The sequence below is a fragment of the Mesorhizobium sp. M8A.F.Ca.ET.021.01.1.1 genome, from assembly GCF_003998025.1.
In the GTDB taxonomy this organism is placed as follows: domain Bacteria; phylum Pseudomonadota; class Alphaproteobacteria; order Rhizobiales; family Rhizobiaceae; genus Mesorhizobium.
Window position 1 is genome coordinate 1 of sequence record NZ_RZSJ01000089.1, and the last position, 14476, is coordinate 14476.

At 59.8% G+C, this 14476-nt stretch carries 21 protein-coding genes, 1 tRNA gene and 1 pseudogene; 4 read left to right on the plus strand and 19 right to left on the minus strand.

Features of this window, described 5'->3' with window-relative positions; translation table 11 throughout:
* The 3 genes and pseudogenes from EOA36_RS37710 to EOA36_RS10135 form a co-directional block, all read left to right on the plus strand.
* Nucleotides 1-229: pseudogene (locus EOA36_RS37710) on the plus strand (hypothetical protein); the annotation flags it as partial.
* A gap of 29 nt (nt 230-258) precedes the next feature.
* Nucleotides 259-333 (plus strand) — tRNA-Asn (locus EOA36_RS10130).
* Nucleotides 334-428: 95 nt separating this feature from the next.
* Entirely contained in the window at nt 429-698 is a 270-nt protein-coding gene (locus tag EOA36_RS10135) for a hypothetical protein (protein ID WP_127277370.1), read from the plus strand.
* A gap of 51 nt (nt 699-749) precedes the next feature.
* Here the strand turns inward: EOA36_RS10135 and EOA36_RS10140 are convergent, their stop codons facing one another.
* Both EOA36_RS10140 and EOA36_RS10145 read right to left on the minus strand, forming a co-directional pair.
* A complete protein-coding gene (locus tag EOA36_RS10140) occupies nt 750-932 on the minus strand; it encodes a hypothetical protein (RefSeq protein ID WP_127277372.1) in 183 nt (60 codons plus the stop codon).
* Nucleotides 925-1374 carry a hypothetical protein gene (locus tag EOA36_RS10145; RefSeq protein ID WP_127277375.1) on the minus strand — a complete coding sequence of 150 codons (450 nt, stop codon included), beginning with the start codon at nt 1372-1374 and terminating at the stop codon, nt 925-927. The genes EOA36_RS10140 and EOA36_RS10145 overlap by 8 nt, the downstream gene beginning before the upstream one ends.
* Before the next feature lie 543 nt (nt 1375-1917).
* Here EOA36_RS10145 and EOA36_RS10150 point away from each other — a divergent pair.
* Nucleotides 1918-2316, plus strand: a complete 399-nt coding sequence (locus EOA36_RS10150; RefSeq protein ID WP_127277378.1) for a hypothetical protein — start codon at nt 1918-1920, stop codon at nt 2314-2316.
* Nucleotides 2317-2373: 57 nt separating this feature from the next.
* Here the strand turns inward: EOA36_RS10150 and EOA36_RS37715 are convergent, their stop codons facing one another.
* The 17 genes from EOA36_RS37715 to EOA36_RS37720 form a co-directional block, all read right to left on the minus strand.
* Entirely contained in the window at nt 2374-2547 is a 174-nt protein-coding gene (locus tag EOA36_RS37715; RefSeq protein WP_210212413.1) for a hypothetical protein, read from the minus strand.
* Between the two features lie 238 nt (nt 2548-2785).
* The gene (locus tag EOA36_RS10160) at nt 2786-3106 is read right to left on the minus strand and encodes a hypothetical protein (RefSeq protein ID WP_127277384.1); all 321 of its coding nucleotides are present in this window, start codon (nt 3104-3106) and stop codon (nt 2786-2788) included.
* A gap of 244 nt (nt 3107-3350) precedes the next feature.
* Entirely contained in the window at nt 3351-5282 is a 1932-nt protein-coding gene (locus EOA36_RS10165; protein WP_127277387.1) for a hypothetical protein, read from the minus strand.
* A gap of 7 nt (nt 5283-5289) precedes the next feature.
* On the minus strand, nt 5290-6024 hold the full coding sequence (locus EOA36_RS10170; protein ID WP_127277390.1) for a hypothetical protein: 735 nt from the start codon (nt 6022-6024) through the stop codon (nt 5290-5292).
* Nucleotides 6024-6518, minus strand: coding sequence for a hypothetical protein (locus tag EOA36_RS10175; protein ID WP_127277392.1), 495 nt, complete (start codon nt 6516-6518; stop codon nt 6024-6026). The genes EOA36_RS10170 and EOA36_RS10175 overlap by 1 nt, the downstream gene beginning before the upstream one ends.
* Nucleotides 6519-6564: 46 nt before the next feature.
* Nucleotides 6565-7146: a hypothetical protein gene (locus tag EOA36_RS10180; protein WP_127277394.1), complete on the minus strand. Its 582-nt coding sequence runs from the start codon at nt 7144-7146 to the stop codon at nt 6565-6567.
* Nucleotides 7143-8633, minus strand: a complete 1491-nt coding sequence (locus EOA36_RS10185; protein WP_245464309.1) for a terminase — start codon at nt 8631-8633, stop codon at nt 7143-7145. Before EOA36_RS10185 ends, EOA36_RS10180 begins: the two co-directional genes overlap by 4 nt.
* Complete coding sequence (locus tag EOA36_RS10190) at nt 8630-9001, minus strand: hypothetical protein (protein ID WP_127277396.1); 372 nt, start codon at nt 8999-9001, stop codon at nt 8630-8632. The genes EOA36_RS10185 and EOA36_RS10190 overlap by 4 nt, the downstream gene beginning before the upstream one ends.
* Before the next feature lie 363 nt (nt 9002-9364).
* Nucleotides 9365-9874: a hypothetical protein gene (locus EOA36_RS10195; RefSeq protein WP_127277399.1), complete on the minus strand. Its 510-nt coding sequence runs from the start codon at nt 9872-9874 to the stop codon at nt 9365-9367.
* Nucleotides 9871-10197: a hypothetical protein gene (locus EOA36_RS10200; protein WP_127277401.1), complete on the minus strand. Its 327-nt coding sequence runs from the start codon at nt 10195-10197 to the stop codon at nt 9871-9873. Before EOA36_RS10200 ends, EOA36_RS10195 begins: the two co-directional genes overlap by 4 nt.
* Nucleotides 10194-10382, minus strand: a complete 189-nt coding sequence (locus EOA36_RS10205; protein ID WP_127277403.1) for an AlpA family phage regulatory protein — start codon at nt 10380-10382, stop codon at nt 10194-10196. The genes EOA36_RS10200 and EOA36_RS10205 overlap by 4 nt, the downstream gene beginning before the upstream one ends.
* 71 nt (nt 10383-10453) lie before the next feature.
* The gene (locus tag EOA36_RS10210; RefSeq protein ID WP_127277405.1) at nt 10454-11002 is read right to left on the minus strand and encodes a hypothetical protein; all 549 of its coding nucleotides are present in this window, start codon (nt 11000-11002) and stop codon (nt 10454-10456) included.
* Nucleotides 10995-12311 (minus strand): site-specific integrase, encoded by a 1317-nt coding sequence (locus EOA36_RS10215; protein ID WP_127277407.1) that lies wholly within the window; start codon nt 12309-12311, stop codon nt 10995-10997. Before EOA36_RS10215 ends, EOA36_RS10210 begins: the two co-directional genes overlap by 8 nt.
* Before the next feature lie 518 nt (nt 12312-12829).
* Nucleotides 12830-13129 carry a DUF982 domain-containing protein gene (locus EOA36_RS10225; RefSeq protein WP_127277414.1) on the minus strand — a complete coding sequence of 100 codons (300 nt, stop codon included), beginning with the start codon at nt 13127-13129 and terminating at the stop codon, nt 12830-12832.
* 46 nt (nt 13130-13175) lie between these two features.
* On the minus strand, nt 13176-13628 hold the full coding sequence (locus EOA36_RS10230) for a hypothetical protein (RefSeq protein WP_127277410.1): 453 nt from the start codon (nt 13626-13628) through the stop codon (nt 13176-13178).
* A 64-nt stretch (nt 13629-13692) separates the two neighbouring features.
* The gene (locus tag EOA36_RS10235; protein WP_127277412.1) at nt 13693-14175 is read right to left on the minus strand and encodes an Hsp20 family protein; all 483 of its coding nucleotides are present in this window, start codon (nt 14173-14175) and stop codon (nt 13693-13695) included.
* The coding region (locus EOA36_RS37720) for a hypothetical protein (RefSeq protein ID WP_210212414.1) at nt 14172-14476 on the minus strand (305 nt) is incomplete at its 5' end. The genes EOA36_RS10235 and EOA36_RS37720, both read right to left, overlap by 4 nt.

The following is a 14476-nucleotide window of genomic DNA, read 5'->3' on the forward strand; positions in this document are numbered from 1 at the left end:
TTCGTGCTGCTATCCGGTTTTCGTCCGCTGCCGTCATCGCGAAGAACTGCCTGTCTGGGGGCTCGATAATGTCATTTTACGAAAGCTGCGACCGCCCTTTCGGTTCCGCGCCGTCACCAAGACGACTAATATGAGGGCGGCCAAGGCCGATTGCGAGAAACCGCTGCGCGAAAAAGTCTCGGAAAAATGCGAAATGCTTCTTTGCAAAGCCGAAACGGGTTTGCTATAGGCTGCGCCAATTGCTCAAAGAGCCTCCGTTCCCCGGTAGCTCAGTGGTAGAGCAACCGGCTGTTAACCGGTTGGTCGCTGGTTCGAATCCGGCCCGGGGAGCCAAACATTTTCAAACACTTAGCAGACGTTCTAGCCCGCCCGAATATATCGCTTTTGCTGCTTTGGGCTACACCTAGGGCTACATTTGGGAGGGGTTGATGATCGACTGGGCGCAGATCAGAGCGAATCGCTATGCGTCGGACGCACCGCCTCCCGAGTGGCCAGCAGGAATCAAGGTGACCAGCCTTGAGGGTCTTACTCTGCTCGGAATGCATCCGGTGACCAATCAGCTCTATTGGGATGGCCAAGAACTGGCGACCGTTAAGCGCCTCGGAACTTTCGAGCGGGGCATGGCGCTGGCAGCAACAATCGCCACGGTCCTTGTGGCGGTTGTTGAGATACTGCGGGCCTTCGGCATCGCTCATTGAAAAGCCCGCCACCGTGAGGCAGCGGGCCATGTGGAAATGTTTTCCACTTGATCAGCGGTTTTGCACCACCACCATTACAAAGCCGTGCTCGTGGCTGATATGAAAGCGGCAACGGTCGCCGTGGAGGTGCTGCATCTTCTCGGCAATGACGTTCGCCAGCACCTCAATCTCCAGCATGATCTTCTCGGCTTCGGCCTCGGCACGGGCTGCGATCTGGTTGAAGACGTCAGACATGTTCGGGTTGCTCCCTCTCGTCATCGCCTTCCCGGCAGTCGCCACCGTCCTCCTCGCCGTCCTCGACCCAGGCGGAATCATCGACCTTCATGCAGAGCCGCTGGTCGATATGATGCGTCCAGCCGAGTGACGGCTCGCCTTCGTCCAGGATATCGCCGCCGTGCTCGTTTTCTTCCTCGCGATCGTCATAGGCGCTTCCCCGCCCATCCTGGAAAGACATGGTGCCTCCCGGCCCACGCTCACCCCATCCGAGCCAGGGTTCGGCGTCGGCGCCGTCCTCCAGGTCTTCGCCGTCCGCCTCCATCACATCGAGCGCGGTGATGAGCGCCGTGGCCTTGTCGAAGAGCGCGTTGAGTTCCTTTTCGATGGTCTGCCGCCATGTGCGCGGGTCCATCCCCTTCGGCATCGCGAAGGGCTTCAGAGTCCTTATGTGCGCGTTCATGGCTGCTTCTCCCGCTCGACATGCTCAATGATGTTGCTTCCAGCCCTGTGGAGGGCATTGGAGAGGCGGAGCAGTCTTATTGCGAGGTGAAGGCGCCCGAGGCGCGTGCGTAAGGCTGCTGCGAAGAGCAACAGCACGATTGCTGCATAGGTCATGATGGTTCTCTGGATTACAGGCTTTCTAGGGCCTGGTGCCAGCGGTCAGCACTGGCGCCGGGAAGCTAGAAACATGGCCAGAGACCATGCGCGACGGCCTTTCCCTTGCGGGTATTGTATTGCCGTCGCCTTCCCGGCATAGTGGTGCCGGTCGCGCTGACGGCAAATCAGCACGGTCGTTTCGGTGGCAAATAAGATCCCGGCAAGGATCGCCTCGCCACCGCTCTGGTTGCCTAGGCCCGGCAAAGGCCATCAGCGGGAGTTTCTAGGCTCCGCTGGCAACAATGCTCTCCATCGGTTAATTTTTCAAGCGCGCCCTTCGCCGGGAAGCGAGTTGTTTTTGCTCCTGCAAGGTGCTCATGTAGCGCCGGCAAAGGGGGGAAGAACAATGGATATTGCGACTGGCCTACAACTGCTGGCTCAAGCAACGGGGATCGTGAAAGACCTCCGGGACATCGACAAAGGCTTTGACCAAGCCGCTCTTAAAGCACAGATGGCTGATCTCTACAGCACCTTGGCTGATGTTAAGATAGCCCTGTCAGATGCAAGAGAGACCATCCACGACCGAGACCAGCAGATAAAGCGACTCGAAGAAAAAATTGCCACGCTGTCTTCTGGTGAAGCGTGCGCCCTTTGCAATGAAGGCCGCCTAAAGGTGGTGGCCTCGAAGCCTCACGAACACTTCGCTTTTGCCGGTGTCCAGACGCGCTCCCTCAAGTGTGATAACTGCGGGCATACTGAAGAACGCTTCCACGACCCGAGCGGCGTTACGAAACGCGGCAGATGAATAGAATCTCCAACGGTGGAGGCGGGTCGCCCTGACCAGGCCCACCGCCGCCAAGGGTCAGGCTGGCTTATTGGCTTCTCTTAGGGCCATGATGTAAGCGTAGGTCTTGATGTAGTCCTCAGAAAGGGCGCCGATTTTGGGATGCTGATATCCGGTCCAGCACCCAAAATACTCCTCTGTCCAGGGAAGGACCGCGACGTTCTTGGGATCAAGATCGAAGCGAGTCGCCATCGACAGCCCCATTGAATCGAGGTCGTCATGGTTTTGGACAATTATGTCCAGCGTTTTGCGCTGGATGAATTTTAGGTTTTTGGTTCCGTAGGCGACCCTGCAGGCTATCGCCCCGTCTGTCTTGCCCCGGAGTACGTTCAGAACTAAACAAGGGCGAAGCCGAAGCTCGCCCTTGGGATTTGACTCAGGGAATCTCGCAGTCACCAAATCGAAAGCCGTTGGCGGCTGCGTTAGCCACTTAGGCGGAGTAGGCGAAGCCATCCACGACTTCCCACTCCTGGGATTCAATGGTTTTTGCAGCCTTCTGGCGCATAATTTCCACTGCTTCCGGCGTCACGTCATCATCGTAGAGGTAAGACTCGGGTGGGAAGCGCCGGTCGCCGTTGGACGACGACGCGGACGTGTCCACGGTCTTCCTAATCGGGGCTGCCATTGTCCACTCCATCAGTTCCATGTGGTACATCAAAGCACGTATCCTATGCCCAATCAACGCCCCTGCGTCGGTCAGGTTGCACTCATTGTGCGTCATTTGCGGTGAACAGGTGGTGAATGGTTTCACTCTTTCGTCGTGTTACGTAGTGGCTTTTACATGCGTTTCAACACCCGCGAAAGTGCGGGATTGTCACAACCTGCGTGATTGGAGACGTTGGTCGACGTGCCTTGTACAGCGCCTACCGTAACCACATTATGGCGCTGTATGTGGTGCTTCTGTGACGTCGGACCTTGTGAAATTGGATTTCACATGGAAGCCTGCAATGGCGCGAACCAGGGCCCTGCCGCCCGACGAGTGCGCGGATCGGCTTTCAGATCAGGCAGCTAGCGAGGGACTTCAAAGCCTCCCCGTACGCGGTCGCCTGGTCGAATTGGGTGTGTGCCTCTTCCATGGTCCGAAGATCGTCTTCGGAAAGCCTGCCCTCATCAGCTAACTGGCGCAGATCGGCCTCTTCCTTGAAGGCTCCGGTCTTCGGATCGACGTGGTATTGAGCGGCCAAGTCTTCCGGCCTGGAAACCCGTGCCTGTGCCTCCTTGATGCCGTCTGGCAGGGCTTCAGGAGCCGGGCGTTGCGTATCAACCGCCTTTGACGCGGCGGCGATCTCCCGCTGATGGTAGGCGATCAGTTCGGGCAGCATGTTGTGATTGTCGAAGCGACCGAAGCCGACACCAATCCCAGTCGTGGCATCGAGCCACCGCACCAGACGATTGTGCATCCGGTTGCCGATCTCTTGTTGCCGGGTGAGCTGCGCGATCCTGGCCTCTGACTGCTTCGCCCCTTGCTTCGCCACAGCCGCGACAAATTCGGGGCTTCCCGGCTTCAACGTGGGGTCGATCACCGACTGACTCTTGGTCACCACCGGCACATCGATTGTCGCTGGATTGAAGGACAGCGGCATCGGCCGGGCCTTCTCGTCGCCGGCAATGGCATCGAAGCCTTTGGACTGAAGATCCGCGATCATCAGGCTATCGAACTGTGACGGGCTGACGGTCGGGTCAAGCTGGGGGTTGGCATCCGCAACCACCCGATACGATGCCGCCACATCTTCCATCGTTGCTGGCTTGGTGACTGGCGCCGCGTCAACCGTAGCAAGGCGGGTGGCTTCCATGCGCTGCACGTCATTGGTGATCCGGGCCAGCGGTTCGGTGGCATTCGGGCTGAGGTTCACGTCCTCGCCATGCACAACTGCGTCAATGCCTTCATTCAGGGCAATGCGGGCCTCCTGGATGTTCTTCAGGGTCGATAGGTTCTCTTCCGTCCGGGCGCGGATTTGAGGATCGACGCGCGGCGTACGACCTTCGATCGCACCGTGCAGGAGGCCGAATCCGCCGCCGATGAGAGCGGCCATTGCCATTGAGGAGACCGTGTTTTCCCATGACACATCGTCGCCAAGTTGCACGCGCATATTCCTGGTGACGACATCAGCGACACCTGTGTTGATCGCTGCTTCGGCGGCATTGGTGGCCATGCGTCCTGCCAGCCCGAATCTCGCGATGGCCGCCGCCTTCACCTCCGGCCCAAAGACCGGAATGTAATTGATCGGGTCGAGCGCCTGGCCGGCAAGGCCGCCAATGAAAGCGGCGAAGGGACGCTTCTGCGCATAGAAGTCCCGTACCGCTTTTATGTCGTACATCTGCGCTAGTGCCGCCGCCCGCGTCTCCGTCATGCCGGGATCGTAAGGAATGTCCTTTCGGAACCAGGGAGAGGCCTTGTACTGATCCTCAGTCATGGCTCCGAGCGAATTCCGACGCTGCTCAAGCTGAGCCGGAGTGTCGCCCCAATTGCCCATGAAGGCATCCCGCGCGCCGACATCGGGTGGGATGTAGACATCACCGGTTCCGACAATGGCCTTTCCATCCGGCCCGACGCTTTCCTGGACCGGCGCTTCCTCAGGCAACGTGCTGTGGCGCAAGATCGTCCCCAGGACGTAGCTGTCCAGCACGCCTTGCCGTGCGCTCTGCTCCAGGGTCGAGAAGATGCTTAGGGGCTGGTTCAATGCGGATTCGAGCAACCCGCGCCGTGTCATCGGCTCATACTTCGCAGCCGTGAGCTGCCCGCCGAAGTTCATCCGATCGTTCGGCCCATAGATCGAGCCGCCGAGCCGCATGGCGCCTTGCTGGTGCCACTCGTCTCCTATCTTGACGTTGACGTAATCAGCGGCGGTGGCGTTCTCCAGATCGTCGGTATGCCAGTCCTGGACACCGTTCTGCTGGAGTACGTTGACGATCGGATCTTCGGCCATGAGTCAGTCACCCCGCCATCTTGCGGAAGATCGCCGCTGCTGTCGCTGGCGTCTGCTCGTCCAGCCAGAACCAGAATTCGTGCGCGTCGTCCTCATCCAGGCCGTCGTCAATGCGCTTGGCGCGGGCACGTAGCTGCGCGACACATGCAGCAGCATCGGCGCCCCATTCGGCCACAAGGGCCTTCCCTGCCGGGGTCGCTGCGAAGCTGTTCACCTCGGCCGCCGTGGCCGGTGTGACGTACATGCTACCAGCGGCGATTTCCGCATAGACAGCCAGGCGCGCGGGCTCGGGAACGTGACGGTCGAAATGCTCCATGAACACGCGCTGTTCGCGGTTGCCGCCTAGAGAGCGCACGATTTCCGAAGCCGAACGCTGGACGTTGCCAAGATGGACGCGAAACCCACCAAGGCTGTCCCAGTCTGAAACCAGCCGGCGGCCGGCTTGTGACCCACATAGCAAATTCCGGCTCTGTTCGGCATCCATCGGCTGGGTCGGATTAACCAAATCCGGGTTTATTTGCGCCTGCTCGGATTCGAGGATCTGGCGATATTCCGCCGACATGCCCGATCTTTCGTACAGGTCGAAGTCTTCCCGCATCGCGCGTTCGATTTCAGCTTTACGACCGGTGCCGCCAGACGGTGAGGCAATCCCCGTCTGATGGACACCGGTCGTTAGGCCTTCACCCGTCGCGGAGCCTGCTCCAGCCGCGCCAGGATTCGAAACTGTGAGTTCGTTCGACATTATGCAGCCCTCTGGGGATAGAGCAGCGCCAAGAGCCGTTCGGCCAAGGCGACGTTCGCGGTCGGCTGGGTCATTACGTGACCGTCAGCGATGCGCACCGCCACGAAGCCGAAGCCGTTCCATTCGATCTTGTAGGTGCCGTCGTTGAAGAGCTTGTCGTAGCGCTCGGGAAAGGTCGTCAGGCGGGGCTTCGCCAGCACGGCGCCCTTGTTGTCGGCGCTCGCCACGATCGCTTCCGCCACCCAGGTTTCATCGAAGGCGACGATATAGACGCGGTCGTGCTTCTTGAGCGTCTTGCTACCGCCCGAGCCCTGGAGCCGTCGCCAGATGCCCGGCTCTTTCAGGTCGTCTGAAACCAGATCGGCGGGACAGCGGACCATGTATTCCCGCCAGATGAAACCGGTCGATTGCAGCGTGACGCGGGCGGGATCGATGACGGGCGCAAGGCGCGCTGCCGGCTTCAGATCGTTGGCGTTCAATTCGGTCTTGGCCATCACAGGGCTCCTTTGTCGATGAGGGCGATCAGTTCAAGGGCTTTCGTCACCATGCGTCTTCTCCTTTGAGGACGGCCAGGATTGCGGCTTCGGTTATCTTTTTCTCGGTCTCAGCCCAGTCGCCGCTGGCCAATGGCGCTTCTGGAAAAGAGATCAGGCCGAACCGGCGGCGAAGGCCGCTGACCGGCTTCAGGGCGTGCGCCAACATCCGGGAAATCCGGATTTCGGTGTCGGGATTGTCCAGGATGCCGGCACCGTTTTTCGGGTTCAGGCTCCGCACCACGCGGGCGCAATCGGCATTCATGCTCCGCCACAGCTTGATGTTTTCGCAAAGCTGTTCTGCGGCCTCCTGAGCCTTTGTCGCGGCCTCGTAGCGCTCCGAGTTCAGCCGCTTCAGCTTGTCTTCGAGACTGGCAATTCGGGTTCTCTCCGCCGTGGCGATTGTCTCACGCTCACGCCGGGCAATCTCGCCGCCGGCAGCATGGATGCCTTCAATCTCGGCCTCGATCGCCATCATGGCCATATGGTCGATGTCGCGGCCCTCCAGCATAGCAACACCGGCCATCTTTCGGGCGGCCTCCAGTCGGGCCTCTGCGTCGGCAAGTTGGGTTGGTAGGTCGGTCATCATCTCACCGGGGTTGAAGGCCTCGCCAGCATCCGCTTTTTCGTGCCGGGATAGCCTAGGTTGACGGTCGGCCTCTGGCCGTTCGAGAGGGCAGGAGAAGCAGAGCGCCCGGCATTGGGCGCATGCACCAGGGCGCCGAGCGCGGCATTGCAAAGGTCATCGGAAGCGCCGGCCATGTGGTCGATGCTGTCGCGGCCGGTTCGGGTAGTGCGGCGCTCCAATTGCGAAATCTGACTGACGAGCCGGATGTTATCGAGCAGGGAATATCGCGCGCCCATCAAGCCGGGCAGCGCGTCCAGGTAGATTTCCGAGCGACTCCGTTCTGAGGAAATGTAGCGGATGCCCTCTTTCCTGAAGGCATCGGACACCCAGGCGCCGGCATAGCGGTCACCGGTCACGGAAGTGATTTTGTAGGCGTGCAGCACCCGGCAGAACTCTGAAACCACATCTGCCGGGGCAAAGGGCGGCGGGACTTCCCGGACACAGTCCAGCAAGGCCAGATCGCCTTCCCTGTGCGCTACACCCATCGTCATCGAATCGTGAGCGCCGCCGGACGGGTCACAAAAGGCCACGTAGCGGTAAGCCCGCTCGTAAGGGCGCTCTTTCACTCCAGGATCGACGCAGCGCTCCACCACGGCCCTGTCAACGAAGGTGGACAGATCGCCCCTGAAGTGTGCGTCCCATTCCGCCGCAGCCGCTTCCGGGTCGTCAATGTGGGCCTGATCGATGATGGTCTGATCGATCGTCGGATTGAGGATTTTCGTTGCGGCCTGCACCACCAGCACGTTGCTGTCGTCCTTGCCGAAGCAATCGCGGTGCTTGGTGTACAGCAATCCCCTCTGGGCATAGGGTGAGCTGATACCAATCAACATGCCCTTGGTCGTGGCCAGTGCCGGCAGCACCGCGCGATAGGTCTCAACGTCGGGCAGCGATGTCGTCTCGTCACGCCAGAAGCCCACCTCGTCAAAGACACAGGCAAGCAGCGTTCGACCACGAACCGTCTTGTGCGAGTTGGTATGAACGCCAACAGCGATGTTTCCGTGCAGCCTGATCTCATCGGCGGTCACGGTCTCGATAAGCTGACTGAGGATCTTGGAGGACTCGAAGAAAGCCCGGATGTAATTGAAGACCGATGCGGCCTGCACACGGGATGCGGCCAGCACGAGGATGGTCCCGACTTCACCCGGCGAGAGCTTGTCTTGATGCTCGTTGAAGGCTGCAATGAACGAGGCCAGGGCGGCCGCAATGCGTGACTTGCCCGAGCGACGGCCGATGATGCACCACAGCTCACGAACGCGGCCCTTGGGTGGTTCCCTGCCACCAGAGACGGCATCGAAGGCCACGCGCTCGCCATCGCTCAACGGCAGGCCATAGGCGGCCCGGAGAATGGCAATCCACGTGTCCCAGGTCGGTGAGGTGCCGAGAGCAGCACCCAACAGATTCGGGTCTCTCAGCGCCTTGTCGATGGTGATGGCTGGGGAGACTGTCACGCGGCCTGCCCTTCAAGGTATTGCTTGAGCGTCGGCGTGATGTCCTTGGCCTTGCGCTCCAGGCCGATATCCACCAGCAAGCGGCGCAATGCGTTCGTTGCCGTGGTGAACTCGCCTATGTCGATATCGCCGCTTTCAGCCATCGTGGCTTCTGCCTGCTCACACCACACAGCGAGCGTGGCGCTACGCTTGGCAATGATGCTCTTGGCTTCGGAAGGATCGCCGCCCATGTCGGTGACAAGCTGGCTCAGAATCTCGCGGTAGCGGCGCATGACAACGGAGCGATGATCGAGGCCAGCAAGGATGTCTTTGCCGTTGCCAACGCGGGTGCCGGCCTGGGGCTTAGGGATGGGCTTCGTTTTCGCCATGTCACGCTCCAACTGTAGCCCCGATGTAGCCCAGAGCAAATCAGATGCCTACACATTTGCAGCAAAATGCAACGTTTACAAGAGCTTGATGCTAGCTGACCAACCGGTGCTAAGCCGGTTTAGGCCACCAAAGAGGCCAACAGCGCCCAACAGGCATGTGCAAAAAAATGTCGCCGGATAGCCTGTCTCTTCGGGATCAGCTACGGCAGTTCGCTCTGAAACTCGGATTGCCCAGCCTCTTTTTCCCAAGCGAGCCTCTAAAGTCTCTCTTTCGGTTTTTCGTATGCGTATGGTCTCAATCTCGGTTTCCGTATCGGTCTCCGTCTCCGTATATCGATTGTCATTCGATACCCTATCCATGCCCTATCTTCCTCGTCGCATAAGGCCGGTGTTCAGCAGGTGATTTGAGACGTTGGCCGGTGTCGGCCGATCGGCGGCTCTGTCAGCCTCGCCAGCCTCGTAGGCGGCTTGCCCAAGTTCGGTGGCGGCGAAGTCGGCGTTCACCTTCTCCCGGAGCATCTCGCTTTCGATCTTGTCGATCTGGCTCTGGATGGCCTTGGCGTACTTCCACGAGCCCTTGGAGTTATGCTTGAACCAGCGATCGATATAGATCTCGTTGGTGTCGGGATCAGTGATGATGAGGCCGGCGCCCTCCAAGTCGGCGAGACAGGTCTGATACTTCGGTTCCGGCCAGCCCGGACCGAGATCAGCGCAGGCATAGCCGGGCCGAATCTGAGAGCAGCCGCAGCTGGTCTGGTGCGGGCTGGTGAGCAGATAGAAGAACAGCGCGCGCCGGCTGTCATCGAGGGCCAGGAAACGCCTGGAGCTGTGAAGCCCAGGCGCAACCATGGTGAAGTTGCGAGTGTTGCTCATCCGGTCGCCTCGCACTTTAGGCGCCGATGCTCAGCCTTGTGGTGCCGGCGGCAGAGCCAACGGACATCCAGCGGCTTCTGGTAATCCTCGTGATGGCCGTCAGTGTCGTCGGCACCGCAAACTTCACAGGCCTCACGAATGATCAGGCCACGTTTCAGGCCGACGCCGAGGCAGTAGTGCGCCCACACCTCAAGAGGATGATCGGCGGCCCACTTCTCTTGCGAATGCCAGCGAGAGCGGTTAGATTTGCGGGGTGAAACGTTATCCTTGCCGCCGTTCCCGATGCCAGTCGGGGCGGCGGTTTCTGTTTCGAGGTGCATCATGCCACCTCGCGCTGCTCAACGCGGGTTTTCACCCACTCGTCAATCTCAGTCTCGATGAAGGCGCGGCGCCTGGGCGACAGGAAAACGGGCTTCGGAAAGCGGCCTTCCTTGATCAGCCTGTCCAGGTAATTCCGGGAATACGTGATGCCTTTGGCTGGCAGTTCGGCCAAGGGAATGAGGGGCATTTCGGTTGCTCCTTAGAGGTTTCTAACGCCCCTAAGGTGCCAGCGGTGCCGGGGTAAAAAGAGACTGGAAGTTACACTTTCGCGGGCGTGAACTTCTTGCCTATCTCGATCATCACCGCGACGTGTTCGACCGCCGAGCGGTGAGGATAAGCCTTCCGATCATTGAGCCATTGGGCATAGCTGTCAGCGTGGATGCCGCGTATCTTTCGGCTTGTGAGGTTCTTCCGATAATCAGCGAGCGCGCCCCTATCGAGGCGAAGCGCCGCCGAGACATAGCCAAGCGCGTCGTCAAGCTTCCACCCATCGTTTTTCAAGATGGTGACTGCCGCCGCCGCCATCGTCTCGTGGTTCGCATCGAAGGATTTCTTTTTCGGAGTTCCAGGCTGCATGCCGGCAGGCTCCAAAAGCGCGTTTGTGCGCCCTTGGCTGATATCCTCCAGGGCCGCGTAGAGCCGGTGCAGATCGGCCCTGAGGCTGACATCGATGTCGGCGTCTCTAAGGAAATCCAGCACGGCGCCGAGTCCCTTCCTGACGCGCGCCCGCTCGGGCGTGTCGTTGTCGTCGCCCTCTGCTACGAGAGCAGCCGCCAGCCGGCGGCGGAGGGCTTCGATGTCAGACACTGGCGCCTCGCATCGGGATGACGTTGTCGGCATTGCCCTTGCCTACGATGACATTCAGCGCGCCCTGCCAGCGGGTAAGGGCATCCCGCTTCACCTTCATGCGGTCGGACTGGTTATAGGTGCGGACGAGCTCCGTGGGCACGTGCCCGATGACAGCTTCAGCAACCTCGTCCATCACGTCCAGTTCGGAAAGCCTAGTGCGCACTGTGCGGCGAATGTCATGATTGATCCAGTGCGGCAGGGTCGCCTCCGAATCATGCTTTTTCAACTCGGCGAGCATCGCAGCGTCGAGGCGCTTCTTGACCTTGTCGCCGACCGTGACCGATCCCTGCCCGTCGAGTGAAAACATCCAGTCGCATTTCTTGAACCGGGGCAGCTTTTCAATTATCGCCATAGCGTCATCGGTGACCGGCACCGTGTGGTCACGCTCCGACTTGAAGCGCTCGGCCGGAATCGTCAGCACTTGTTTCTTCGCATCCAGTTCTAGCCATGAAGCCTCCGCGATATCGTTGAGGCGCTGGCCACTTAGCAGCAGCAGGCGGTACACCGCGCTCACAACCTCGCCAAGATCCTCAACCGTCCCGTCTGTGGCTTTCCAGAAGGCCCGCAACTCGGCATCGTTCAAAGTGCGGTCACGGCGGCGCTTCTGCCCTATCGCTGTGCGCACCTTCTTAGCGCGATAAGGCGAAACCCCAATCACCTCGTCATCGACGCACCAGTTAAAAAATGTGCCGATCTTCTGCGAAATGTTGAGCGCCTGGCGCTGCTTACCGCGAGCGGCGATGCCATCGACCACCTGCATGATCTCGGTCATGGTCAGGCCGGCAACATCCCTACCCTTCCACTTAGGCAGGCATTCCCGGTTGAAGTCCTTCTCGTCCTCGTTGACCTTGCGGATGCCGTCACGGCGCCGAGCTTTGATGTACCGGTCCAGCACCGTCTCAAAGGTACGGTCGAGCTTCTGAGCAGCGGAAATCTTTTGCGCCGTTCGCGCTTCCTCATCCTTCACCTTGGGATCGACACCGCTCTTGATCAGCCCGCGCCACTCGCCAGCTTTCTTGCGGGCCTCTGCCAGCGACATTGCCGGATGCTGGCCGTTTTCGTCAGGTTCGACGTATTCGCCTATGACACGGCGCTCCGGTGCCGACTTGCCAGGAAAGCGGCTGTAGAAAATGAAGGTGCGCTCACCCTTGTCGTTGACGCGAACCCCTAGCCCCCTGGCCTCGGAGTCCATCACATCGTAGCGCTTGCCGGCGGGCGCCTTCTTGAGGCTCTTCACCTTGAAGTCGGTCAGGGAAACTTTTGCCATAGGAGCCTCCGGGCTACATCAGGGCTACAAATCAACTGTCCTGCATATGTAGCCCTAGTGTGCGCTAAAAGGCAATAGGCAATCGGGACGCCATATAAATCAAGGGTTCCAGAGGTGACCGGCCAACCGGTAATGTGCTCTATGAGTGGATGCTAAATGCGGCTGTTAACCGGTTGGTCGCTGGTTCGAATCCGGCCCGGGGAGCCAACATTTCCAAGGTCCGTTCCGGACACATAGGTTACGGTTTATACCGGAGACATGGGTAACACTTTTGGCCCGACGGGGTTTTGGAGTGGTTCGAGCCTGCATGTCTCATCATCGAAGTATCCCAAATCGTAGGCCATGAAGCTCGCCAGCCAGATATGGTCTTCGACCTGTTTGATGCCAACGGTCTGGCCGGCGAAGACGAGGCTGAGATTGATCTTCTTGCAGTCGGAGCCCCGGAAAGGCCGATTGCCTAAGAGGAGCGCCTTGACGGGCTGTGACAGCGACACCTCTGGCCGCTGCCGTTGCCCCAGCTAGGCGGCTACCCCACCGCGGCCTGATTTGGTGCCGCTCATCCAGGGGAGCGGAGCAAGCGGCTCCTGCAGGATCTTGACGGATCTCGCGAACCCAGCGACGGCATCGCGCGCGACCGACAGGGGTATCTGACCGTCGTAAGCACGCTGGCAAGCCCGGAAGGCCGTCTCGAAAATCGGACCCCGACGTTCCCGCGGCCACTCGTCCAGGAAATCGAATGCGTCATCAAGACTTCCTATTTCTTGAATGAACTGACCATTCCTAACCAACACTGGTCGATCGAACGTCCTGTCGCCCATATGGTCCTCCATTCGGTTGAGCGATTTGGTTTGCTGGTTCAGCTTTTCACGCAACGGCATGCTCAAGCTCCGCGAACATGCCGCCATCTCCACATCTGGGCGGGACACCGGCATAGGCCGGAACCGGCGGCGGATCATCGTCATCGTCGTCTCGCCAGGGGTATCGCAGCCAGCTACGCCTCGTTTTGTTTCGACGCCGGCCTGAAGACGGACTGCGGTCAAACGGCGCCCTGGCCGGCGGCTTGCGGCCAATCTCGTCCAGGGTGTGGAGCGCAAGAAGAATCTCGCTGACCTGCGCAATGGCACCGCTGTCCAATTGGCGTAGGGTGGGATTGTCGGGAACCGCATTGGCGTCTGAAGCCCAGAAGGCGAGCAAAGCCCTCTTCTCGCCGACCGTCATGTCCTCGTTCAGGACGTCCTCGGGCGTACGCAGGGCAGCGAATTCCTCTGCGTGATCTGCCGGTCTGAATTCATGAACACAGTCAGATTCGTATCTCATCTCCATTCTCCGCGATCTGTGCCTCCCGGCCCGGGAGGCGGACCACAGACTGAGGTTGCCAGTATCAGGCGACCTTGCGTTGCAGCTCTGCATCCATGGACTGCTTGCTGCCGCTCTCCTGAAGCGGAACCGCTCTGGCTTCGGAGCGGATCTCGATGCGCCGAGGCTTGAGTTCCTCGGGCACTTCGCGGACCAAGTCCACCGACAGCAGGCCATTATGGATATTGGCCGCCTTGACCTTGACGTGGTCTGCAAGTTTGAACACCTGCTTGAAGTTGCCTATCGCGAGGCCGCGGTGGAGGATTTCCAGATTTTGCTGATCAGGCTTCCTCTGTCCGATTACGGACAATTCAGGGCCGTTCTGCACAAGGTCCACTTCGTCAGGACCGAAGCCGGCGACGGCCATGGTGATGCGATAGTCGTTGTCGCCATTCTTCTCGATGTTGTAGGGAGGCCAGTCGGAGCGGACGCTGTTTTCGAGCATGTCGAACAGCCGGTCGAAGCCGACGGTGGTGCGGTAAAGAGGGGAATAATCAAAGCTTCTCATAGCCATATCCTCCGTGAAGCAACATGGTTTACGGGTCGCCGCAGCGCTGCTGCGGCGCGGTATGTCGAGCCGAAGCCTCGACGGAAAACGATCTGGGAATCACGGTTTTTTTGTTCAAGAGGTCGCCCAAAAAAATTTTCGGAGCGGCACCACGGCCATTCAAGATCGGGCATGCGCCAGACTTTTGCGGTGAAAGCATTCCGGTTGGAAGCGGGTGAGGAATATGGCTCGGCAAGTGCGCGCCAGGTTCCGCCTCTGGTCACGAGCGGCCTTGCACGCTGCCGCCGCCGCGCGATAGATG